General features: G+C 57.8%; 16 protein-coding genes, 2 pseudogenes and 2 CRISPR repeat arrays. Of the genes and pseudogenes, 15 read left to right on the forward strand and 3 right to left on the reverse strand.

Annotation, left to right across the window (positions count from 1 at the left end):
• Positions 1–10: 10 nt before the first annotated feature.
• Positions 11–1,801, reverse strand: coding sequence for an L-fucose isomerase (locus tag ADJ74_RS04975; protein WP_050342372.1), 1,791 nt, complete (start codon positions 1,799–1,801; stop codon positions 11–13).
• A 251-nt stretch (positions 1,802–2,052) separates the two neighbouring features.
• Here ADJ74_RS04975 and ADJ74_RS04980 point away from each other — a divergent pair, with 251 nt between their 5' ends.
• The 14 genes and pseudogenes from ADJ74_RS04980 (at position 2,053) to ADJ74_RS05040 (ending at position 18,173) form a co-directional block, all read left to right on the forward strand.
• On the forward strand, positions 2,053–2,919 hold the full coding sequence (locus ADJ74_RS04980) for an AraC family transcriptional regulator (RefSeq protein ID WP_050342374.1): 867 nt from the start codon (positions 2,053–2,055) through the stop codon (positions 2,917–2,919).
• Positions 2,920–2,992: 73 nt separating this feature from the next.
• On the forward strand, positions 2,993–4,282 hold the full coding sequence (locus tag ADJ74_RS04985) for an O-acetylhomoserine aminocarboxypropyltransferase/cysteine synthase family protein (RefSeq protein WP_050342376.1): 1,290 nt from the start codon (positions 2,993–2,995) through the stop codon (positions 4,280–4,282).
• A 366-nt stretch (positions 4,283–4,648) separates the two neighbouring features.
• A complete protein-coding gene (locus ADJ74_RS04990; RefSeq protein ID WP_050342377.1) occupies positions 4,649–5,530 on the forward strand; it encodes a tol-pal system YbgF family protein in 882 nt (293 codons plus the stop codon).
• 26 nt (positions 5,531–5,556) lie between these two features.
• Positions 5,557–6,438 (forward strand): PRC-barrel domain-containing protein, encoded by an 882-nt coding sequence (locus ADJ74_RS04995; RefSeq protein ID WP_050342379.1) that lies wholly within the window; start codon positions 5,557–5,559, stop codon positions 6,436–6,438.
• Between the two features lie 215 nt (positions 6,439–6,653).
• Positions 6,654–7,050: a CRISPR direct-repeat array (repeat unit 34 nt; unit sequence ATTTAAGAACCAGAACCCCGCAAGGGGACGGAAA).
• 152 nt (positions 7,051–7,202) lie between these two features.
• Positions 7,203–9,605: a type III-A CRISPR-associated protein Cas10/Csm1 gene (gene cas10 / locus ADJ74_RS05000; protein WP_050342380.1), complete on the forward strand. Its 2,403-nt coding sequence runs from the start codon at positions 7,203–7,205 to the stop codon at positions 9,603–9,605.
• A complete protein-coding gene (csm2, locus tag ADJ74_RS05005) occupies positions 9,598–10,023 on the forward strand; it encodes a type III-A CRISPR-associated protein Csm2 (RefSeq protein WP_050342381.1) in 426 nt (141 codons plus the stop codon). Before cas10 ends, csm2 begins: the two co-directional genes overlap by 8 nt.
• Before the next feature lie 2 nt (positions 10,024–10,025).
• On the forward strand, positions 10,026–10,748 hold the full coding sequence (gene csm3, locus ADJ74_RS05010; RefSeq protein ID WP_050342384.1) for a type III-A CRISPR-associated RAMP protein Csm3: 723 nt from the start codon (positions 10,026–10,028) through the stop codon (positions 10,746–10,748).
• Positions 10,745–11,755 (forward strand): CRISPR-associated protein Csm4, encoded by a 1,011-nt coding sequence (locus ADJ74_RS05015; protein ID WP_050342385.1) that lies wholly within the window; start codon positions 10,745–10,747, stop codon positions 11,753–11,755. The genes csm3 and ADJ74_RS05015 overlap by 4 nt, the downstream gene beginning before the upstream one ends.
• Complete coding sequence (csm5, locus tag ADJ74_RS05020; RefSeq protein WP_050342386.1) at positions 11,752–12,954, forward strand: type III-A CRISPR-associated RAMP protein Csm5; 1,203 nt, start codon at positions 11,752–11,754, stop codon at positions 12,952–12,954. The genes ADJ74_RS05015 and csm5 overlap by 4 nt, the downstream gene beginning before the upstream one ends.
• Entirely contained in the window at positions 12,938–13,693 is a 756-nt protein-coding gene (gene cas6 / locus ADJ74_RS05025; RefSeq protein WP_050342388.1) for a CRISPR system precrRNA processing endoribonuclease RAMP protein Cas6, read from the forward strand. Before csm5 ends, cas6 begins: the two co-directional genes overlap by 17 nt.
• A 5-nt stretch (positions 13,694–13,698) precedes the next feature.
• A complete protein-coding gene (locus tag ADJ74_RS05030; RefSeq protein ID WP_050344210.1) occupies positions 13,699–15,054 on the forward strand; it encodes a hypothetical protein in 1,356 nt (451 codons plus the stop codon).
• A gap of 74 nt (positions 15,055–15,128) precedes the next feature.
• Positions 15,129–15,365, forward strand: a pseudogene (locus ADJ74_RS10935) (CRISPR-associated endonuclease Cas1); the annotation flags it as partial.
• Between the two features lie 71 nt (positions 15,366–15,436).
• Positions 15,437–15,568 (forward strand): annotated as a pseudogene (locus ADJ74_RS10940) (CRISPR-associated endonuclease Cas2); the annotation flags it as partial.
• 345 nt (positions 15,569–15,913) lie between these two features.
• A CRISPR array of direct repeats spans positions 15,914–16,671; the repeat unit is 35 nt; unit sequence ATTTCAAAACCATATCCCCGCAAGGGGACGGAAAC.
• 233 nt (positions 16,672–16,904) lie between these two features.
• The gene (locus ADJ74_RS05040; protein ID WP_050342392.1) at positions 16,905–18,173 is read left to right on the forward strand and encodes a polysaccharide lyase family 1 protein; all 1,269 of its coding nucleotides are present in this window, start codon (positions 16,905–16,907) and stop codon (positions 18,171–18,173) included.
• A gap of 275 nt (positions 18,174–18,448) precedes the next feature.
• On the opposite strand, the gene ADJ74_RS05045 is transcribed toward ADJ74_RS05040, so the two are convergent.
• Complete coding sequence (locus ADJ74_RS05045) at positions 18,449–18,868, reverse strand: pyridoxamine 5'-phosphate oxidase family protein (RefSeq protein WP_039981176.1); 420 nt, start codon at positions 18,866–18,868, stop codon at positions 18,449–18,451.
• Positions 18,869–18,974: 106 nt separating this feature from the next.
• Positions 18,975–21,002: an OPT family oligopeptide transporter gene (locus ADJ74_RS05050; RefSeq protein ID WP_050342395.1), complete on the reverse strand. Its 2,028-nt coding sequence runs from the start codon at positions 21,000–21,002 to the stop codon at positions 18,975–18,977.
• A gap of 802 nt (positions 21,003–21,804) precedes the next feature.
• Here ADJ74_RS05050 and ADJ74_RS05055 point away from each other — a divergent pair.
• The gene (locus ADJ74_RS05055) at positions 21,805–22,572 is read left to right on the forward strand and encodes a cyclase family protein (protein ID WP_050342397.1); all 768 of its coding nucleotides are present in this window, start codon (positions 21,805–21,807) and stop codon (positions 22,570–22,572) included.
• Positions 22,573–22,629: the final 57 nt, after the last annotated feature.

Genomic DNA, 22,629 nt, shown 5'->3' on the forward strand with positions numbered 1-22,629 from the left:
GCCTCCGATGTTATTTATACATTGGCCCGTAGGCGGCACAGGCGCGATAGTCCTGTCCCTCTGCGTCCATGCCGAACGCGTTCCATGCGGCGGGGCGGAAGACATCGACGTCCGCGACATTATGCATACAGACGGGGATGCGCAGGATGGAGCAGAGTGTGATGAGGTCGGCGCCGATGTGTCCGTAACTGATCGCACCGTGGTTCGCACCCCAGTTGTTCATCACATCGTAGGCGGAGCGGAATGCGCCCGCACCTGTCAGACGCGGGGTGAACCAGGTGCACGGCCAGGTGTAGTCCGTGCGCTTCCAGAGCTTGTCCGAGACCTCGTCGGGCAGGTTCACCGTCCAGCCTTCAACGAGCTGCAGTACGGGCCCGAGACCCTTCACGAGGTTGACGCGCACCATGGTCGCGGGCATCTCGCCGCGCGTGAGGAAACGGGAGGAGAAGCCGCCGCCGCGGAAGTAGCCGTTGTCCGCTGGGCACCACTCGGTCGCATCGAGGCAGGCCTTCTGATCCTTCTCCGTCAGCTCCCAGAACGGCTTGATGACGGAATCTGCGCCGTCCTTGATCTCGCCGCACGCATCAAGGCACGCTGCGCCGGAGTTGATGAGGTGGATAAAGCCCTTGCCCTCCTTGGCACGTCCTTCCAGCTCGTAGCCTGTCGCCTTTTTGACGGCCTCGGGACTCCAGTACGTACGAACATCGGCAAAGATCTGGGCGCGGTTCGTGAGCAGCTTGTTGAAGAGCATCGCAACGCCGTTCAGTGTGTCGTTCTCCGTGGCGAGGATGTACGGCTCGCGCGCACCGTTCCAGTCGAACGAGGAGTTCATCATCGCCTCGGCGAAATCGCCGTTCGGGTAGAAGTCCGTCCACTGGCGCTGCCCCTGGAAGCCGCCCGCAATCGCGTTGTGTCCGAGGACCTCCTCCTCGCAGCCCTTTGGCAGATTCTTGTTGCCGTTGTAAAGATCCTTGATGATGCACATCATCTTGACGACGAACTCCCAGGCCTCTTCTTTCTCCTTGTCGCTCTTGCGTGCGAATTCGGGGTTCTTGTCAAAACCTTCCTTGCAGTGCTCTTTCGTCCATGCGAGAGCCTTCTTGTACTCCTCGGGATCGTAGACACCCTCCGTCATGCGGCGGATGATCTCGACCTCATCGACGGACTCGACGCGCATACCGAGGTATTCCTCAAAGAACTCGGGGTTAATGATCGATCCGCCGATGCCCATTGTGATCGCACCGATCTGGAGGTAGGACTTGCCGCGCATCGTAGCGGCGGCGACGGCAGCGCGGCCGAAGCGGAGCAGCTTCTCCACGACGTCGGCGGGGATACCCTCGGCGTCTGCCTCCTGCACGTCATGGCCGTAGATGCCGAATGCGGGCAGCCCCTTCTGTGCGTGGCTCGCGAGGACGGAGGCGAGATAGACCGCGCCCGGGCGCTCCGTGCCGTTAAAGCCCCAGACGCCCTTGATCGTCATCGGATCCATGTCCATCGTCTCCGAGCCGTAGCACCAGCACGGCGTGACCGTCAGCGTGATGTCTACGCCCGCACGACGGAACTGCTCTGCGCACGCCGCCGCCTCAGGGACGCGGCCGATGGTCGAGTCCGCGATGATGACCTTCACAGGCTCGCCGTTCGAGTAGCGCAGGTTCTCCTCAAAGAGCTTCTTCGCGGCGCGTGCCATACCCATTGTCTGCTCCTCAAGTGCGCCGCGCACATCGAGAACACCGCGCCGCCCGTCAATCGTCGGACGGATGCCGATCACCGGATAACCGCCAATGCATCTTGCTTCTGCCATGATAATTTCCTCCGTTTCACATGTGATTCATCGCGTTGATGAATATTTACTTTTTTCTGTTATGTCTGTATTATAGCGTTGAACAGGGTGCGGTGCTTGTGCTATACTATGTAAAAATAGAACGATTTTATCTTTTTAATAAAATGGATATAACTTGAGAAATATTACCAGTAAGAGCAAACGGAGAATGATATGACGTTATTGATAAAAAATGCGACGATATTATCTTTTGCGAAATAGAGGAGAACACCATGAAACCTGCGGGATACAACGAATTCCGTACGCGCGGACGCTTTGATTTTCCGATCGAATTCCATCATGTGGACTGCCGTCACCCGCGCTTTCACATGCCCTATCACTGGCATATCGAGTACGAGATCGTCTACGTTCTGCACGGCGGGCTGACGCTTTCCCTCAACGAGGACACCGTGCAGGCGCGTGCGGGCGACATCCTCTTTATCCGTGACGGCATCGTTCACGGCGGTGCGCCGCTGGATCAGGAGACCGTCTACGAGTGTATCGTATTTGATATGAAGAAACTCCTGCACGGGAGTCAATGCACGGGGGAGCGCGTGAGCAAGATCCTCGAGCATGAACTTCTCATCAATAAATACATCCCCGGCGAGACACACGATGTACCACAGATGATCGCTGCGCTCTTTACGGCGATGAAGGGGGCGCGTGAGGGGTATGAGCTGATCGTCACGGGGATGCTCTACAGCTTCATTGGTGCGGTGCTGCAGCATGGACTCTGCCACGTACCGAATGCGGCGCTGCGCGAGAGCAGCCGGCGGCGTGTCATGCAGCTTAAGAAGACATTTCAGCTCATCGACGATGCCTACGATCAGCCGCTTACCCTCGGCGATCTCGCGGCGGCGGCAGGACTGACGCCGAACTATTTCTGTCGGTTTTTCCAGAAGATCACGAACCGCAGCCCCATCGACTACCTGAATCATTACCGCATCGAGGCGGCGTGCATCCGCCTCGCGCACAGTGGCGAGAGCATCACGGAGATTGCGCTTGCGACGGGGTTCAACGACATCAGCTACTTCATTAAGACGTTTCGAAAGTATAAGGGCATCTCACCGCTGAAGTATCAGAAGGCAAATTCTGCTTGACAAACAGCACATTTTATATATAATACATAGCAATAAAATATGTTATATCGTTTTGGGTGAGAGGGGAATCGCCATGAGTGAACAGAAATATCATTTTGAGACCTTGCAGGTGCGCGTCGGACAGGAGGAAGCCGATCCCGTGACGGATGCGCGCGCTGTGCCGATTTATCAGACGACCTCGTACGTCTTCCACAATGCGCAGCACGCCGCCGACCGCTTCGCGCTCAAGGATCCGGGCTATATCTATGGACGCCTGATGAACCCGACGCAGGATGTCTTTGAAAAGCGCATCGCGGCACTCGAGGGCGGCACGGCGGCCCTCGCCTTTGCCTCGGGTGCCGCGGCGATCACAGCGACGATCCAGGCACTCGCCCATGAGGGCGACCACGTCGTCGCGCAGCAGAGCATCTACGGCGGTACGTACAACTTCCTCGCGCACACGGCGAAGGACTGGGGCATCGACGTGACCTTCGTCGAGCCGCGGGCGGGCGCACAGGGCTTCGCCGATGCCATCCGCCCGAACACGAAATGCGTTTTCATCGAGACCGTCGGCAACCCGAACGCCGATCTCGTGGACATCGAGGCCGTCGCCAAGGCGGCACATGCGCAGGGCGTCCCCGTCGTCATCGACAACACCTTTGCGACACCGTATCTTCTGCGCCCGATCGAGCACGGCGCAGACGTCGTCGTGCACTCCGCAACGAAATTCATCGGCGGGCACGGATCCAGCCTCGGCGGCGTCATCGTCGAGGGCGGCACCTTCGACTGGAAGGCATCGGGACGCTTCCCGCACCTCACGCAGCCGAACGAGAGCTATCACGGCGTGAACTTCGTCGAGGCACTCGGCCCCGTCGCCTTCGTCACCTACATCCGTGCCCTCCTCCTGCGTGACACGGGCGCGGCGATCGCTCCGTTCAACGCATTCCTCTTCCTGCAGGGGCTCGAGACACTCTCCCTGCGCGTCGAGCGGCACGTATCGAACGCACTGAAGGTCGTGGACTTCCTCGCGAAGCATCCGAAGGTCGAGCGCGTCAACCACCCCTCGCTCCCGCATCATCCCGATCACGCCATCTACGAGCGGTACTTCCCGCAGGGCGGCGTATCGATCTTCACCTTTGACATCGTGGGCGGGCAGGAGGCGGCGTTCCGCTTCATCGATCACCTGAAACTCTTCTCGCTCCTCGCGAACGTCGCGGATGTCAAGTCGCTCGTCATCCATCCTGCGACCACCACGCACTCCCAGATGAACGACGACGAGCTCGCAGCGTCCGGCATCGGCAGAGGCACCATCCGCCTCTCCATCGGCATCGAGCACATCGACGACCTCCTCGCCGACCTCACGGCAGCATTTGACGCTGTCTGAGCCGTTCTCCTGTAAAAGTAAAACCTCTGCGCGAAGGCTTTCCGTCGTGCAGAGGTTTTTGTGTTGGGTGTCATCCATTTTGCCTGTTTGTGTCGATGCTTCACTGGGACATCCATTATTTTGATACACTGATCGTCGCTCCGTATGCGCTCTGTTGGAAAAGTTTTTAACGTTTTTCACAAGATTTTGGATATGTATAGAAGGATTTTCCGCATTTACGTCGAAAGCGTCCTAGAGTACCTATATGTAGATGCTTCGGATTTCTGACCGAGCGGTCGCAGATGCGTCCTGTCTCCGGGCTCTACGCGGTATGGACGTGCAGCGCCTCATCGGTGATGGGGATGCCCTAGGGGAAGGAGGGCGGCGATGTTTTCGGAGATACGGCTTTCTGCACTCATTCTCACCGTCCTCATCAGTGTTGCCCTCGTGGTAGGGCTGATCCACTATGCTCCGCCGCTGACGCAGACGTACTACTGGCGACTCGGCGGACTGATCGCGGGCGCGGGGCTGCTCGTCACCCTCTTTGACCGCCTGATGGCGGCGCGGGCGCGGCGGCGTGCGGCAAAGAATCCACCGCTCTCCTTTGAGGAGGGGCAGACCGCCCTGCCCGTTGCGGCAGAGGCCATGACGGAGCGTCCGTCCGTCTCCGTCTTCCCGGCAAAGGCAGCTGCCATGCCCCAAGCCCCGCCCCAACCGGCGGGAAAGAAATCGGCGGCAAAAAAGAAAAAGACAAAGGCACACGCGGAGAAGAACGCAGCGAAGCCAGCTCCACCCCTCGCGGCAGTACTGCCTTTGGCGGCAGAACCGCCCCCAGTGGCGGCACCGCCCGCGAAGAGCCCGCCGCCAGCTCCCTCGCCGGCAGAACACCTGCCGGATGGGCTCGATGCGCTGCTCGACATCGCCTATGTGTCGGCAGAGCCTGCGCCTGAGCGCGCCGTCGCCGCCTACCGAAAGGCACTCGCACGGTACCCGCAGGACTCCTACATGCCATATCTCATCATCGAGCTCTCCACACTCTACAAGCGTCTGGGGAACTACGACGAGGCGCTTCACCTCTTTGACGAGGCGCTCGCACTGCCTATCATTGCAAAGAACGCCGTCATGGTGCAGGAGTTTCGCCACTCCCGCCGCACCCTGCACGCCGTTTCGGATATGCTCCGCGCGCGGGGAACCCCTGCGCTCCCCTTCGGCGAGGTACCGGAGGACGTGCTGGCGGAGGCTGATCGACAGGCGGGCAATCACACCTGACATTTTATTAAAATGGAGGAATAAATATGAAGAAAAGCGTTGACATCCTGGGACTTCCCGTCATCAGCATCACAGAGGGGCGCGAGCTCGGCATGAGCAAGACCCTTCTCATTGATGCGCCGAACCGCATCGTGGCAGCGATCACGATTGAGGACGAGGACTGGTATCGCGGAGTCAAGCTCATCCCCTATGATAACGTGATTGCCGTCGGCGATGATGCAGTCACCATCAACAACAGTGAGAACATCCTCACGCTCGATGCGGCGGGAGATTTTGAAACCCTGCTCGACGACAACATTCGCGTCATCGGCACGAAGGCGATCACGCGCACGGGCGTCATCCAGGGCAACATCACCGAGATCTTTATCGGCGAGGACGGCAGCATCGAGAAATGCGAAGTCACGACGCCGGAGGGCTCGACCTCCGAGGTCACGGCAGATCAGGTCGCGATCTTCGGTAAGGAAGTTACGGTCATCTCACCGGAGGGCGATGCAGGAAAAAAATCTGACACAGCGTCTGCACCGGCGGCACCCGCTGTGACAGCCCCCGCAGCAGCAGAGCCCGCTGCGGCTGAGCCGGTCGAGGAGACTGCCCCTGCGGAGGAGACGCCTGCCGAAGAGCCGGCTGCTCCGGAGGAGACGGCTGCCCCCGAGGCACCGGCAGAGGAGCCCGCACCTGCCGCAGAGGAGCCTGCCCCTGAGGCACCGGCAGAGGACGAGGCCAAGGACGCAGAGCGCGCGAACGAGGATCGTCATCGCCGCTTTCTCCTCGGCAAGAAGGCGACGCGCACCATCAAGATGGACAACGGTGTCGTCATCGTCGAGGCGGGCGCGGACATCACCGAGGAAGTCCTGCAAAAGGCGAAGCTCGGCAACAAGTTCATCGAGCTCTCGATGAGCGCACAGTAAATGACATGGATGCGGCGGGGCGATTGCCCTGCCGTGTTTTCTCTTGAAATCTTGCGGAGAATCCCGTGCGCGGGAGAGGAATCCGCGCCGCGCGAGATAGGACGGGGCATACAGCAGATTTTCAAACAAACGGACGCTGCTTTTCGCTCCCGCAACACCTCCGCGCCGCGAAATGGCATTTTCATCCAGATACCGCAAGGCCTCGCACGGCGAGGATTTAAGAACCAGAACCCCGCAAGGGGACGGAAACTTCTCCTTCCTATGTGTCAATGCACATAGCATCTCAATTTAAGAACCAGAACCCCGCAAGGGGACGGAAACCTTGAAACCATGAGTTTCAAGGCTTATCTGGTGTTTATTTAAGAACCAGAACCCCGCAAGGGGACGGAAACCTTCTGGGCTTTCGCCCTTGACCTTTATCTTGATTGTAATTTAAGAACCAGAACCCCGCAAGGGGACGGAAACGTGTTGATAATCTCAAAGCAGATGTCATAGGTCGGACGGTATTTAAGAACCAGAACCCCGCAAGGGGACGGAAAGCCTTGCATTCTTCGTGCATGGAGTTACAAACCCTATAATTTTAAGAACCAGAACCCCGCAAGGGGACGGAGCGTACCTCCAGCCTCTCCCATAGAGATGGTCGTCATGAATATGTAAGAGCGACCATCAAAGATCGCCGTCCACTTTGTCCTGCCATAATGGCAGGACTTTTTCATTTTCTGTGGAAATTACAATATTAAATAATAATGAAAGGAGATGAGTCTATGGAAGATCTGTGTGAGCGGATCGAACGTGCGGCACTGCTGCGTGCCGCACGCATTCTCGCCGAGCGCGCACATCCCCACGCACCGGATGCGGGGGCGGCGTTCCTCAGGGATCTCTGTGCGGGGGATACGGCACTCCTGCATGCCGCCTGTCCAGCAGAGGGCGGCTGTGACATCGGATGGCTCCTCGATGCGGCAGAGCGCATTGCCATGGGGACTGCCCCTGCCGCAGAGCCCGCGGACGACACGCCATCCGTTCATCTGGAGAGCGTGTTCAATCGATTCGGGCGCACTGATGGACGAAAGGAGGGCTTCCCCGTCGGCTGCCTGACCGACGATGCCGCACTGCTGTTCCCGCAGCCGATCACGGAACTGCACGCCGCAGAGGAGGGCTGCTGCGCATGCTATGAGACACTCGCGGCACACTTTGCGCGGGAATCCCCGCTGCGTATGCCGATGAGCGAGCTGCTGCGCGTTCTCGAGGAGACCACGAGCTACATTCCCTCGCCGACGGCGGCGGACATCTCGCTTTATGACTACACGCGCATGACGGCAGCCTATGCAGCCGCGCTCTATCGCTACTGTGCGGCGCACGACATCCCCGACGCAGCGACGTATGCGCAGCAGGATGGCGGCAGCCGCACCGTCGCACTTCTCGTATCGGCGGACATCTCGGGCATCCAGCCATTCATCTATGCCATCCCGTCCAAGGGCGCACTCAAAAGCCTGCGCGGACGATCGTTCTACCTCGAAATCCTACTTGAAAACATCGTGGATGAGCTCCTCACCGCATGTCGTCTCAGCCGCACAGCACTCCTCTACACGGGCGGCGGGCACTTCTACATGCTCCTGCAGAACACCGACGACGTGCAGGACATACTCGTACGCTGCCACACGGCGGTCAACGACTGGATGCTGCACCACTTCGGCAGCAACCTATACATTGCCATGGCGTGGACTGCGTGCACGCCGAACGAGCTCGCAGGGGAGGGGACACAGGAGGTCTTTCGCCGCGTGAGCGACAAACTCTCCGCCGAAAAACTCTGCCGCTACTCTGAGGAACAGCTTGCCGCGATGTTTACGCCCGAGAGCGCATGGAACAAAACGCGGGATAAGGGACGCGAGTGCGCCGTCTGCCACACATCGACAACGCATCTCGTACCCTATCCCGCCGACCCTCATATCGATGCGTGCGACATGTGCTCCAATCTCTTCACCTTTGGCGAGCGCATCCTGAAAAAGAACGCATTCTGCGTCTCCACCACGTGCGGGACCAATGCACTCTCCCTCCCCGGCATCGGGCGTACACTCTACCTCACCGCGGAGAAGTTGGACGACGTTGACCGTCTCCCGTACAGGATTGAGCGCATCTACGCGAAGAACGCGGCGTATACAGGCGACCTGCCCGCCGCACACCTCTGGCTCGGCGACTACTCCGCCTCCGAGGACAACGCCGTACTCGAGATGGAGACACTGGCACAGCGCAGCGGCGGCGCGAAGGACAGCAAGGGCATCCCACGCATCGGTGTCATGCGCGCCGACGTGGACAACCTCGGAGCGGCATTCCTCGCGGGATTCCCGGCGGCGTATGCCACCATGACGCGCACAGCGGCACTCTCCCAGCGGCTCTCGATCTTCTTCAAGCACTACATCAACGCCATCTGCCGCGGCACAGCGGATGCGGTCACGGACGCGCCCTTTACCCTCTTTGGCAGGGTCAAAAAGGCGGCGCGCGACGTTCATATCGTCTACTCAGGCGGCGACGACATCTTCCTCCTCGGCGCGTGGGACGACATCGTCGAGCTCGCCGTCGATCTGCGCCGTGCCTTCCTGCGCTTTACGGGCGGCAAACTTCGCTTCTCGGCAGGGCTCGGCTTCTTCAAGGACAAATACCCCGTCGCTGCGATGGCACGCCGTACCGGCGACCTCGAGTCGCGTGCCAAGGATCGGCGTGACGCAGACGGTCGCCCGCTAAAGGACAGCGTTGCCATCTTCGGTGCCGTCACCGAGGGACGCTCGTACGCAGCGTTTAAGGAACGGGCGCAGACCTATGGATGGGATGAATTCATCGACGGCGTCTGCGGAGAGAAAATCGCGTTCCTGCGAGCGCACTGCCTCTTTGAGGAAAACGCAAAGGGAGAGCAGCTGTGTCTTGGTAAGAGCAGCGTCTATCGCCTGCTCACACTGTTGGAGGAGGACGGTCCGATCCAGCTCGCACGGTTTGCCTACGCACTCGCGCGGCTCGACCCGGGGACGCATCACCCCGCACAGAGGGCATACGAGCGCGTGCGTACGCAGCTTTATGACTGGTACCGCGACCCGGCAGCACGCAGACAGCTGTCCACCGCATTACAGCTCATCATATACAGCATCCGAGAGAAGGGAGAGAGGTCAAATGCCTGAGACAAAGGACACACTGGAGCGGATTCCCGACCTTGCGCGCGAAGCGGAGAATGTGATTACCCGCCTAAACAAAAGACGCAACAAGCGCGGAGAGGAGGAGATCGCGCTGACCACAGCACAGATTCGCAAATTTCTCTCTGCGGTCAACGCCCTCACGAACAAGATCTCCATGTACCGCACGCGCAGCGGTGAGACGGACATCCTAAGCCCCGAGCTCGCCGCCGAGGTGAAATTCCTCAAGGTCAAGCTCGCCTATCAGGTCGCGCGCAACCGGGGAACAGTGGGCGATTTCGAGAGAAAGGCAAATCTGATGGCGCGCATCGACGACATCGGTACAGACATGAAGAAATACGACGAATTCATCCACTTTGTCGAGGCACTTGTCGCCTATCACAAATTTCACGGTGGGAGGGACTGACCATGGAGAGCAATCAGAGCGTATTGAAGGGGAAACTGAAACTCACGGCGATCCTTCGCGTCGAAACAGGAATGCACATCGGTGCATCCAGCGACTTTTCGCCCATTGGCGGCGTCGACAGCCCATTCCTGCGCGATCCGCTGACGAAACAGCCCATCATCCCGGGCAGCTCGCTCAAGGGGAAAATCCGCACCCTTCTCGCACGGAGCCACTCCACAAAGGAGTATGTCCTGAACCAGATCGAGGACGACATCCTGCAGATCAAGCGCCTTTTCGGCACGGCTGCGAAGGGCAGCGCAGGCGGCAAGGCGGCGCGCCTCCAGTTCTCAGACATTCGAATGACAGAGGAGTCGCGTCGACAGTTCGACCGCATGGATCTCGACACCTACATCGGTGAGATCAAATTTGAGAACGGCATCAACCGCGTGACCGCAGGCGCGACCCCACGCCAGATCGAGCGTGTGCCGGCGGGAACCGAGTTCGCGTTTACCCTTGTCTACAACATCGAGCGCATGGACGAACTCATGGAGGACATGGAGATGCTGCGCGACGGACTGCACCTCCTGCAGATGGACTACCTCGGCGGTCATGGCTCGCGCGGCTACGGCAGAGTCTCTCTGCGGGAATTCACGGCAGAGTGCTTTGCACTCTCCGATGATTGCACAGATACAGAGCAGATGAACGCGATTGCACGCATGATGGAGGAAGGCGGCGGATCTGTGTGAGCTATGTGATCTATCCCCTTCACTTCGACACGGCCGTGCATTTTGCTCCGTCGGGACGCGGCGGCAGACTCGACGAGGCGTGCATGGAGTATACCGCCGACGCCCTCTTCGGTGCACTCTGCACAGAGCTTGCCGCCGCCGGAGAGCAGGTGATGCTGACGCGCCTTATGGGCAGCATCGAGACGGGCGGCCTGCGTCTCTCCGACCTCCTGCCGTGGCAACAGCGCACATCCGACCGTGCGATGGCACTCTTTCTCCCGCGTCCTGTCCTGCGCATCGAGCGCAGCGTACGGGCGGAGCGAGAGGACTATCGCACCACGTGCGCGAACGCAACCCTGCGCAAAAAACAGAAAAACCTCAAATATCTCCGCGCGAGCCGCATGCAGGACTACATCCGCGCCATGGAGAGCGGCACGCCGTTCGAGGACAACGACTTTGACGGCGACTTCGGCACACTCTCCCTGCGTCAGCGCGTCAACACGCGCGGCACCGAGCCCCTGCCTTACTACGTCGGACAGTTCACCTTTGCCGACGGCGCAGGGCTTTACCTCCTCGCGCAGATACAGGACGAGGCACTCATCCCGTGGCTGCACCGCCTCCTCACATGGCTCGGTACCGCCGGCATCGGCGGCAAACGCACGAGCGGCTGCGGCAAATTCCACCTCGGCGACATCATCCGTGTGGATGAGAGCGGCGGCGTCGACGCGGCAGCACTCGGCACCATGCTCGCGGCGGAGCACGCCCCGTGGCAGCTCGCACTCGCGCCCGTACTGCCCGCAGCGGACGACCTCGCCGCCGTGAAACGCGGTGCCTATCGCCTGCGCCGTGCGGGTGGCTTTATCAGCAACCCGACCCACGCCGCCGAGAAGAAGAACAGCGTCTATCTCCTCGATGCAGGCTCGTGCTTTCCTACGCGGATCGGCGGCACCTGCGGCACACTGGGGACGCATGACGGGCATCCCATACTGCGCTATGGCTATGGACTCTATGCGGGGGTGACAGCATGACGACGGGACTACTCTGCCGCAGCTATGAACTTACGTGCATCAGCCCCATCCATACGGGCTCAGGCGGAAAACTCAAACCATTTGAATACCTCTACAACAGCGAGACACATGAAGCCGCCTTCTTGAACCCGACAAAATGGATCGCCTTCCTCGATCAGCGCGGGCTCATGGAGCGATTTTCCAACTACGTCGTAAAGGGAGCCGGCGGCACCGACAACCTGCGCACGTGGCTGCTCGCGCAGGGTGTCACCGAGGACGAACTAGAATCTCTCATCATCCGTCGCGCACACGCAGACCCGCTCGACACCGACGGCGACAAGGCAACCCTCAACGAAATCATCTGCCAGACCACACTTGCGGATGGACGCCCCTACATCCCCGGCAGCAGCATCAAGGGGGCACTACGCACCGGCATCCTGCATGGACTCATCCGTCGTCGCCCGCAGCTCTTTCGCGGCAGGCTTCAGGAGTTCCACACACTCCTGAAAAACAAGAAAAAGCGCGACATAGACTTCCTCATCGGGCAGATCGAGACACAGCTCCTGCACACACTCAAAAGGGAACAAAAAACACCGCCTTGGAACGCTACCGTCAGTGCCATGCGCGGACTCAGAGTCAGTGATGCCGCCTGCCCCGCAGATGAGACGGACAGCGTCATCCTGCGCAAACTCGACTTCACCACCGGCATGGAGGATGGCGCGTGCGAGAACCGTCTATCCCTCTTCCGTGAGAGCATCCCGGCGGGACGGCGGCTTCGTTTCACCATCACCGTCGACCCTGCCATGCTGAGAACCCTCGGCATCCGCTCCATCGACGAGATCGTCGGCATGGTTCATGCCTACACCGCAGACGGACTGCGCCTGCAGGAAAAAGTCTTTGGCAGACAATACCCCGCGCTCTTTGCGGCGGCGAAAAACGCGGATGCACTCCTCGGCGGCGGCACAGGATTCCTCTCAAAAACCCTCGTCTATGCACTTGCGGATAACGACAAAGAAGCGCGGGACTTCATCGTCGACTACCTCGATCAGACCTTCACCGAATGGGATCCCATCACGCGGCAGCGCGTTCCCGCTCATCAACATCGCGCGTTCGATCGCGCCATCAGCCCGCGCACACTAAAACTCGCGCGCATGGATTCCGAGGACTGGATCATGGGACTCTGCTCCATCACGGAGGTTGGCAATGCTCAGACGCTTTGAGGCGGAGCTGCGCCTGCCCGACGGCGCGCGTGCGCCCTCCTCCATGGGCTCCGTCCTCCACGGCGCACTCATCGAGCAGCTGCCGGAGGACTACGCCGCCTACCTGCACACAGAGAACTTGCGCCCCTACAGCCAGAGCATCCGCTGGGACAGAGCGCGGGAGCGCGTCATCTGGCGTATCGGTACACTTGATCGGGCGGCAGCGGAGATCATCGGCGCGGTACTGCAGAGCTTGGAGCACATCCATCTCAGACAAAAGGGCTACACCGTCGACGTGCAAAACATACAATGCGTCGAGGCACGCAGCTATCAGGACATCGCCGATGAATACTTTCGTGCGGAAATCGCACCGCGCGGCGCAGAGATACACTTTCTCACCCCCACGAGCTTCAAACAGGGCGGCGCATACATCCTCCTCCCCGAGAGTGTCCTCATATTGCAGAGCCTCCTCCTGCGGTGGAACGCATTCTGTCCGGACATCCGCATCGAGGAGGACAACCTCGCACAGGAGCTCGCCGCCCACATCCACCTCACACGTTACGCGCTGCGCTCTGCGGCATACTCCGTCGAGGGATACAATATTCGCGGCTTTCGCGGGCAGATCGCCCTTCGCTTTACCGGCAGCGACATGGTACGCCGCATCCTCGGCACACTCCTCGCCTTTGCCCCCTACGCGGGGCTCGGCATCAAGACCGCCCTCGGCATGGGCGCGGTAGAGACTGACATCTGGAAAGGATGAACGAGATGAAGCGAATTTTGTTCTCGCCCATTGGGAGCACCGATCCCATCAAAAACTGCCACGACGGTGCTTGCTTACACATCGTGCGCCACTATCAGCCGGAGCGCGTTCTCCTCTTCTTCACCAAGGAGATGGGCGACACCGAGCAGAACGACCACCGCTACACCACCGCGATCAAACATGTAGCCCCCGACTGCATCATCGACCCGCCGATCTACACCGACATCGTCGACCCCAGTCGCTATGAGGCATTCAGTCAAATACTGCCGCAGACGGTCGCAGATCTGTTGGAGAAATATCCCGATCATGAGATCCTGCTCAACCTCAGCTCGGGCACGCCACAGATCAAAACCGTTCTCGCCATCCTTGCCGCAGACAATGATCGCTGCATCGGCATACAGACCGTTACCCCCGTTCGGGCGGCAAACGATCATAAAATGGTCATGACGGAAAAGGAGATACAGGATCTCATCGCAAGCAACTATGACAACGAGCCTGAGACAGAATCGCGCCTTGAGGAGCCGCCCCTCTCCGTCTTCCGCTACTACTCCGAGCGCAACCGCATCGTCGCACTCATCCGCTCCTACGAGTACCAAGCAGCCCTCATGCTCGCCGAGCAAAGCCCGCGTGTCCCCGAGGAGGCAAAGGTGCTCCTGCGCCATGCGGCAAAGCGCGTCGCACTCCTGCCCGCAGAGGCACGCGAAATCCTGAGCAGCTATCGGGACACCGAACTCTTTTTCTTCAAGGGCTACAAAGAGGAAAGTCTCATTGAATACTTCCTTATCATGCAGATTGATCAGGAAAACGATCACCTCTCCAACTTTATGCTGCGCATCTCCCCATTCCTCGATAAATTTCTGCTCGATTACGTTCAGAAAAACGTAAGGGGAGGCAGACAGAACCCGAAAAACATCCTTAACCTCTCCAGATATATAAAACGTAAAGGCAGCTATAGACTCGAGCGTGAACGCATAAAGCAGGCTGCGCCCAAATGGTTGACGCGTTTGGATCGGAAATATCGGGGCTACAAAGACAGTGACCTCAGCTTTACCTTGCTCATATACTATTGCGATTATATGCAGGAAGAAGGGCTGACAAAGGACACAAAACTCCATGATGATATGATGGCGGAACTCGGCAAGTTAGGCAACATCAGGGATCTGCGCAACAACGTCGCACATCAAATTACAAACGTCACCAGAGAGAGCTTTCAGGAGGTCACGCAGATGACCCCGCCCGCACTCATGGCGATCTTCACACAGATGCTCATACTGGTCTATGGCGGAAAAGTCAAGGAGGCACTCACAACCTACAGTCGCATCAACAGCTGGCTCGAAGAAGCCCTCGAAATCCACGAATAGCCCCGCTCGCCCTCGCAGCATGGCGCCGTGCTCATGCTAAGGGGTCGACTCCCTTGTGGAAAGGAGACCGCGCCATGAGCTTTGCCTACATCACCGAGGAAGGCGCATACATCCAAAAACGCGGCGGATGCTTCACCGTCGGGCGCAACCGGGAATGTGTCATGGAAATCCCCGCCGAAACCCTTGAGGGACTCACACTCATCGACGCCGTACAGGTCTCCTCCAAGGCAATCGTCGAACTCTTGCGCCTCGGCATCCCCGTCACATGGCTCTCGCGCACAGGATACTTCTTCGGACGGCTCGAGTCCACCGGGCGTCATAATATTTTCAAAGATGGCAATCCGCATTCGAGGCATTCCTCACCGAGCGCAGATACAACGAACTCATCGAGCGAACAACACGCCTCATCGACCCGCACACCGACTCCCTGCGCATCTACCTCCTCGCAAACCACACCTCCGTCCGCTCGTGGGGCGTTGGCGACCGCCACATCGAGGACGTCATCATATTTTAGGGAAACACTGATAAAACAGTCTCTCAGATTGGCGTAGATTTTTTCGTCCGAACGAGGTGGAAAACCGGACGCAGAGTGGTGCTCTGTGGAGGATTTTCCGCCGAAGTGCGGGCAAAAAAGATGCGTCAAGATGGTTGTACCGAATTTATCAGTGCTTCCTTAGGCGGCGGGATTGCGCACATCAGCCCACTGTGCTATACTGGGAGTGAGATCCCCGCCGCACTTAGAGCCGTGGGACATACAGCGGCTTTTAGAACGCAGTGTCGCCGTGAAAGAGAGGGAAAATACATCCGCGCCGCAAAACGGCATATTGAGCTAGGCACAGCAAGGCATCCCGCCGCAAGGATTTCAAAACCATATCCCCGCAAGGGGACGGAAACGAAATTCTCTTCTCCATCTGCGCAACAAGCCAGTCGTAATTTCAAAACCATATCCCCGCAAGGGGACGGAAACAAACCATCAGCGTTTTTCACGCTTTCAGGGATGCTCATTTCAAAACCATATCCCCGCAAGGGGACGGAAACTCACAGTAAACCACCAATTCCTTTCTGATCAGGGGTGATTTCAAAACCATATCCCCGCAAGGGGACGGAAACCCGTAGACATAATACAAGGAAGACTTGTTCTGCGTCGGCATTTCAAAACCATATCCCCGCAAGGGGACGGAAACAGTCCGATGAAGCCCATGCTCAGTGAACCGTTCCGAAATTTCAAAACCATATCCCCGCAAGGGGACGGAAACATCTCCTCTTCCCCAAGAAGATCTTCAAGACGCCCATCATTTCAAAACCATATCCCCGTAAGGGGACGGAAACTTGATATCGTGTGGTGTTACGTTGATGATCATGATATATTTCAAAACCATATCCCCGCAAGGGGACGGAAACCTAGAACGTCACGCCGTCCATCGTCAGAACGAACGATTTCAAAACCATATCCCCGCAAGGGGACGGAAACTGCCAAACTTCGATAGGTTGGATAGTCCAGAGTTTCATAATTTCAAAACCATATCCCCGCAAGGGGACGGAAACTTTCATTTTTTCACCTCCTTTCAGAAAACCAACAAGAATTTCAAAACCATATCCCCGCAAGGGGACGGAACCCACGCACCGAGCCAATCAGCCACACGAAAAGAGCAGCCACATCTCTGGCTGCTCTTTTCGTATTGTCCTTATTAACGTGGTTTTTCTCTTCCCGCGAATATCATCAAAGAAGATGACGTGAAGCGATCTTTTTTGATCGGTCGTATCCGCGAAATCCTATTTTCTTTCGTAAGTGGTATACTATAGGTCGGAGGGGCTCTTTATTAAGACGATGACGACAGGGAGATAAGAATATGAAAAAGAAAATTTTACTGATTGCCTGTATTACTGCGTTAGCGGCCGTTTTCCTCTTGCCGCTTGTCCAGAGCTCGATGGGGAAGACGGATTTTATACGGGAAGTGCTTGCTAAAAATGATGGATTTGCCGCAGAGGGCAGCGGGACAACCGGCGGGGCTGCTGCCGTAGAGGACAATATTTTCCGCGTGACCAATAGGCAGGAGTTTATTGCCGCATTGGGGAATCGCAAAAATACGGAACCTAGGATTTTGATGATTTATGGGACGATCGACTTCGATACGGACGCGGATGGCAAGCACCTGACGATGGAAGATTATATGGCGGAGGGCTATGATTTTCAGCAATATCTGGAGTCACATGCACCGCATAGTACTGCGTCGCAAAGCAAAAAAGAAGAGCAGGAGGAAAAAAGAAAACAATCTCAAAAGAATCAGGAAAAAAACATCATGGTTCATGTTCCCGCCAATACGAGCATCATTGGGATTGAAGATGCGAAATTAAAGGGCGTGGATCTAGTCCTCGATGCGGACAATATGATCATCCGAAATATTATGTTTGAGTCCCCGTATGATTATTTCCCGTCGTGGGATCCAAACGATGGGCCGGACGGCAACTGGAATTCTCAGTATGACTGCATTACGATCCGTGGGGGCACGCATATTTGGATCGATCATTGCCATTTCGAGGATGGGCAGCAGCCGACGGAAACGTATTTTCATCGCGAATACGAGCATCGAGACGGCTTGGTCGATATCACGAATCAGGCGGACGACATCACGATGTCATACAATGTTTTTGAACGTCACAATAAAGCAATCTTGATCGGGAACAGTGATGAAAAAACGTCGGACGATGGCAAACTGAATGTGACGCTGCATCATAACTATTTCCATAATTTGGTTCAGCGCGTACCGCGCGTGAGATGGGGAAAGGTTCACGTGTATAATAATTACTACCAAACGGACGATGAAAACGGCGCATACCGTTATGCGTATTCGTTGGGCGTCGGAAAAAACTCGAAAATATATGCCGAAAATAATGTCGCGGATATCGACGGCAGGACGTATCAAAGTTTTGTCAAGGTGTTTGGCGGAACGGAGTTTACTGCGGTCAACAATGTTTTTAATGGCGAGAAAATCGATACATTTAACGAGCATTTATCCCCGGTCGCGTGGGCGCCTGAGCGATACATAAAAATCGACGATGTGAGTGCGGTGAAAGAAAAAGTTTTACAGCATGCGGGCGTGCTAAAAAATGAAGATTAAGGAATCACTGATAAAATGAAGTCCGTCAGATTGGCGTAGATTTTTTCGTCCGAACAAGGCGGAAAACCGGACGCAGAGTGGTGCTCTGTGGAGGATTTTCCGCCGAAGTGCGGGCAAAAAAGATGCGTCAAGATGATGGTGCTGAATTTATCAGTGCTTCCTTAATTTGTTCCGACTGGAATATGACCTGCCCCCAAAAGGCCGATCTTCTCATCTAACCTTTGGGGGGGCAGGTCATAAAACTTCGTGCGGCAGCCTCGATTGCCGGCCCACTCTCAGAGCCGGATGCGCTCGATATGCTCCATGTCGATGGTGACAACCGCTGTGTCGAGCGAGATTTCGTAGAGGATGAGGTCGTCGCCGACAGCATCAATGGTCTCCTGATAGCGTGGGATCTTTGCGGCAAAGAGTGCCGCGAGATCGTAGACGGTGCGCGCAGACTTCACGGCGCGTCCGCTCGCGCGGACGTGTTCGTTTGTGCCGTTGTGCGGAACGGTAGTGAATGCGATATTCGGATTTGCCGCGATCTCGACGACCTTCTCGTTGTCTTTGAACGTGGCGAAGTAGACGCAGTGTTCCTCGGGGGCATAGTAGAAGTTCACAATGCGGACATGCGGCAGCCCGTCCGTCGTTGTTGCGAGCGCGATCTCGCGCTGTTCGCGCATGATGCGCTCAAATTCGTCCCGTAGATTCATCTCATTCACCTCTTTGATGATGATACAATATTCTTCGTGTGAAAGATATGAAAAGAAACGCCATCGGTCATGTTTGCCGATGGCGTTTCCGCTTTTGCGAAAAATTTCATGCTTCCTTTTTCCCGCTCAGCACGACTTTGCTGAAGAGGACGAGAACGCCGAGGAAGACGAGGAGCCCAAGCATCTCGGCAGTGCCGGCAAAATCGGCGCCGACGACGGCGAGAGGGCTTTCGCTGCCGCCGTTCGAGACGGAGACGACGATGATGCCGGCCAGGAGGACGCCGATGATGGATTCGCCGACGATGAGCCCTGAGGCAAACAGCGTGCCGCGCCGCAGTCCTACCCGCTCTTCATCCTCGCCGTGCGTTTGACGCAGGCGGCGGTTGAGGAAGTAGCCGAGGACCGCACCGACGATGAGCGGTGTCTGGATGACGGGCGGGAGGTAGATGCCCATGCCGACGGCGAGCGGCGGCATGGCGAGGTTCTTCGTCGAGCGGCGCAGGAAGAGGTCGATGAGGACGAGGACAATGCCGACCCCAATGCCGATGTAGATATACTCCCATGCAAGTTTTTGCGAGAAGATGCCCTGTGCGATGGTCGTCATGAGCACCGCCTGCGGGGCGGCGAGTGCCTGCGCGGGATCCATGCCTGCACGCGGCAGTGCGCCCGAGAAGCCGTACGCCTCATAGAGGAGGTTGAGCACGGGGGCGATGACGAGCGCGCCGATCACACAGCCGATGAGAAGTGCGACCTGCTGACGCCACGGCGTTGCGCCGACGAGATAGCCGGTCTTGAGATCCTGCATATTGTCATTCGAGATGCAGGCGATCGCGAGAATGATCGACGTGGTAAAGATGGCAGTCGCCGTCGCGAATTTCTCACCGCCCGGCAGCGTGAAGATGCCGAACATAGAGCAAAGAGAGTACATGACGAGCGACGCGACGATGATGCCGAGGATGCCGATGCCCGAGATCGGGCTGGAGGATGTGCCGACGAGACCTGCCATATAGGCGCAGGCAGCGGCAACGAAGAAGCCCATGAGGACGGCGACGCCAACGCCGACGAGGGTGAAGATGATTTTCTGACTGCCTGGGATCTGCTCGGGGCTGACGAAGGCGTAGAAAATCGCGAGCAGTCCGATGACGGTGACGGCAAAGACAAGGCCGACGCTCTTCATCGTCATATCGATGTCCATGCGGTGCAGACCGCGCTCTGCGCTGTCTGCGCGTGCGCCTGCGATGGACTCCTTTACGCCGTCAATGACGGGGCGCGCGAGGCAGAGCAGCGTCCAGATGGCGGCGACACCCATTGCGCCGGCGCCGATGAGGCGCACCTTCTGCTGATAGACGGCACCCGCGAATTTCTGCAGGGTCATGCCGTCGGGGAGGACATCGGTGATGGTGAAGTAGGGGACAAAGCCCGCCCACGCAATGGCGATACCGATCAGCATCGCGAGTCCGCTCGTGATGCCGATGAGGTAGCCCGCACCGACGAGTGCCGACGAGTAGCCGAGCGGGAGCTGGGTCATGCCGCGCCCGACGTGGAACCATGCGGAGAGACTGTCGCCGAGCACCTGCAGACCGTTCGTGAGGAAAGCGATCACGCCCGCAACGGCACTGCCCGAGAGGATCTCTTTCAGTCCAGAGCTGTGCTGCTCGCGGCTGTCATCGTGCGAGCCGACCTTTAGGATCTCTGCCGCAGCGACGCCCTCCGGGTAGGCGAGGTCGCTGTGGACGACCATTGCACGCCGCAGCGGGATGGTGAAGAGAACACCGAGACAGCCGCCGCAGGCGGAGACGACGAGCGTCTGCCAGAACTCAAAGTCCTGCCAGTAGCCGATCATGAGCATGCCCGGGATGATGAAGATGATGGCGGACAGCGTACCTGCTGCCGATGCCTGTGTCTGCACCATGTTGTTCTCGAGGATGTTCGCATCCTTCGCCATCTTGAGCACCGCCATCGAGATGACCGCCGCCGGAATGGCGGAGGAGAACGTCAGACCGACCTTGAGGCCGAGGTAGACGTTCGATGCGGTAAAGATGATGGTGAGGATTGCGCCGAGGATCATGCCGCGCATTGTCAGCTCAGGGAGCCGCAATTCGTGCTGCATGAACTCGTTTTCGGAGTGTTTCATGCCAATACCACCTATCTATAATAAAATGAAAAACATCTGTATTATAGCACGTAAATCCAAAATAGCAAAAATACATTGGCACGCTGTGCCCGCAGCGCTAGGAAAGATACGCCGAAAACAAAACCGCCGATGCGCTTTCTCGTCACGCATCGGCGGTCCTGAGGAAAATACGGGAAGTGATAGGTAACTCTCTTGCATTCAAACGATCCACGCTTCATTCCGCACCGCCGCTAGCATGAGATGCGGAACTTTTCGGCGAAAACGCTGAGAAAAACCACCACGACATGTTCTCTGTGCGCACATTCTGTCCCGCTCTGGGGAACGTCCTCCTCGTCATGCGCTAATCCATGCCCTCTTGTGTGCCCACCCCACGCGGGCTGCCGCATTCCCTGCCGCACCTTCGCTCGGCATCCCCGTCCGACACAGCGGGGCGGGGTGCACGGTGCAGAGCTTTGCGGCCACTCAGTAACCCATCGGAATCTCCTCCCAGTCCGTCGTGGACGCTGCGGCTGCTTCCTCACTCAGCCAGCGAGGTGCATCCCGTGTCCCTCTCCAACAACCGTCGGTCAACACGGTGGGAAATCCCCGAAGGAGATACACCATGTGCTTACGGATCACATGGGGGCAGCCTGTCCTGAATCAGCCTGCCGCTTTAAGATCTCCTTAACTATCCTTAGTATAGTAAAACTTCAGAAGATTGTCAACGAATTTTTTGAAAAAATTTTTCGCGGTGGATTGACAAACGCGGAAATTCGCAATAGAATAACATATAAATTTACTATGTTATTAAGGAGATGGAACGATGGGATATCAGTTGTGGAACGCACTGGAGGAGCTGAAGTCGGATGCGTATGAGTGGGTGGATCTGACGCACCCACTGAATAACGACAGTCCGTGCTGGGCGGGGATCCCCGAGGGCTCGGTGGAGCTCTCAAAGACGTGCTTTGACTGGGGCAACCCGATGCTTGACTGCCTCATCCAGACGTTCAAGTTCCCGGGGCAGTTCGGGACGCACATCGATTTTCCGGGACATTTCGTCCGCAATCGGCCGCTCGCGGATGCCTTTGGTGCGCGGCACATGCTCTATCCGCTGTGCGTGATCGACGTGACGGAGCAGGTCGCACGCGATGTCCACTATGCGGTGACGGTGGAGGACATCCAGGCGTACGAGGCGAAGTACGGCGCGATTCCGGACGGTGCGTTTGTCGCACTCTATACGGGGTGGAGCAGGCATTGGCCGGATATGGACGCGATCTCCGGGATCGCTGCGGACGGCAGTGAGAACTTCCCGGGCTGGTCGATGGATGCGCTGAAGTATATCTATGAGACGCGCAATGCCGCGGCGAACGGACACGAAACGCTCGATACGGATGCCTCGACGGAGGCGGCAAAGGCGGGGGATCTCGCGTGCGAGCGCTATGTCCTCGGTAAGGGGAAGCTGCAGGTCGAGGTGCTGACGAATCTCGACCGCGTGGCGCCGGCAGGGGCACTGCTCTTCCTCGGGTGGCCGAACATCGAGGGCGCGACGGGGCTGCCCGTACGCGCGCTGGCGATTACGCCGAAAAAATAAGGGAATGACCTGTGGCAGAGGTGCTGCCATCGTCTTCGAGCCGTTTTGCAAAGCCGA

This window comes from Selenomonas sp. oral taxon 478 (assembly GCF_001189555.1).
Lineage (GTDB): Bacteria > Bacillota > Negativicutes > Selenomonadales > Selenomonadaceae > Centipeda > Centipeda felix.

Excerpts from the sequence above, each read along its gene's own strand:
- ADJ74_RS04975 (WP_050342372.1), bottom strand. The coding sequence starts at position 1,801 with ATGGCAGAAGCAAGATGCATTGGCGGTTATCCGGTGATCGGCATCCGT.
- ADJ74_RS04980 (WP_050342374.1), top strand. The coding sequence starts at position 2,053 with ATGAAACCTGCGGGATACAACGAATTCCGTACGCGCGGACGCTTTGAT.
- ADJ74_RS04985 (WP_050342376.1), top strand. The coding sequence starts at position 2,993 with ATGAGTGAACAGAAATATCATTTTGAGACCTTGCAGGTGCGCGTCGGA.
- ADJ74_RS04990 (WP_050342377.1), top strand. The coding sequence starts at position 4,649 with ATGTTTTCGGAGATACGGCTTTCTGCACTCATTCTCACCGTCCTCATC.
- ADJ74_RS04995 (WP_050342379.1), top strand. The coding sequence starts at position 5,557 with ATGAAGAAAAGCGTTGACATCCTGGGACTTCCCGTCATCAGCATCACA.
- cas10 (WP_050342380.1), top strand. The coding sequence starts at position 7,203 with ATGGAAGATCTGTGTGAGCGGATCGAACGTGCGGCACTGCTGCGTGCC.
- csm2 (WP_050342381.1), top strand. The coding sequence starts at position 9,598 with ATGCCTGAGACAAAGGACACACTGGAGCGGATTCCCGACCTTGCGCGC.
- csm3 (WP_050342384.1), top strand. The coding sequence starts at position 10,026 with ATGGAGAGCAATCAGAGCGTATTGAAGGGGAAACTGAAACTCACGGCG.
- csm5 (WP_050342386.1), top strand. The coding sequence starts at position 11,752 with ATGACGACGGGACTACTCTGCCGCAGCTATGAACTTACGTGCATCAGC.
- cas6 (WP_050342388.1), top strand. The coding sequence starts at position 12,938 with ATGCTCAGACGCTTTGAGGCGGAGCTGCGCCTGCCCGACGGCGCGCGT.
- ADJ74_RS05030 (WP_050344210.1), top strand. The coding sequence starts at position 13,699 with ATGAAGCGAATTTTGTTCTCGCCCATTGGGAGCACCGATCCCATCAAA.
- ADJ74_RS05040 (WP_050342392.1), top strand. The coding sequence starts at position 16,905 with ATGAAAAAGAAAATTTTACTGATTGCCTGTATTACTGCGTTAGCGGCC.
- ADJ74_RS05045 (WP_039981176.1), bottom strand. The coding sequence starts at position 18,868 with ATGAATCTACGGGACGAATTTGAGCGCATCATGCGCGAACAGCGCGAG.
- ADJ74_RS05050 (WP_050342395.1), bottom strand. The coding sequence starts at position 21,002 with ATGAAACACTCCGAAAACGAGTTCATGCAGCACGAATTGCGGCTCCCT.
- ADJ74_RS05055 (WP_050342397.1), top strand. The coding sequence starts at position 21,805 with ATGGGATATCAGTTGTGGAACGCACTGGAGGAGCTGAAGTCGGATGCG.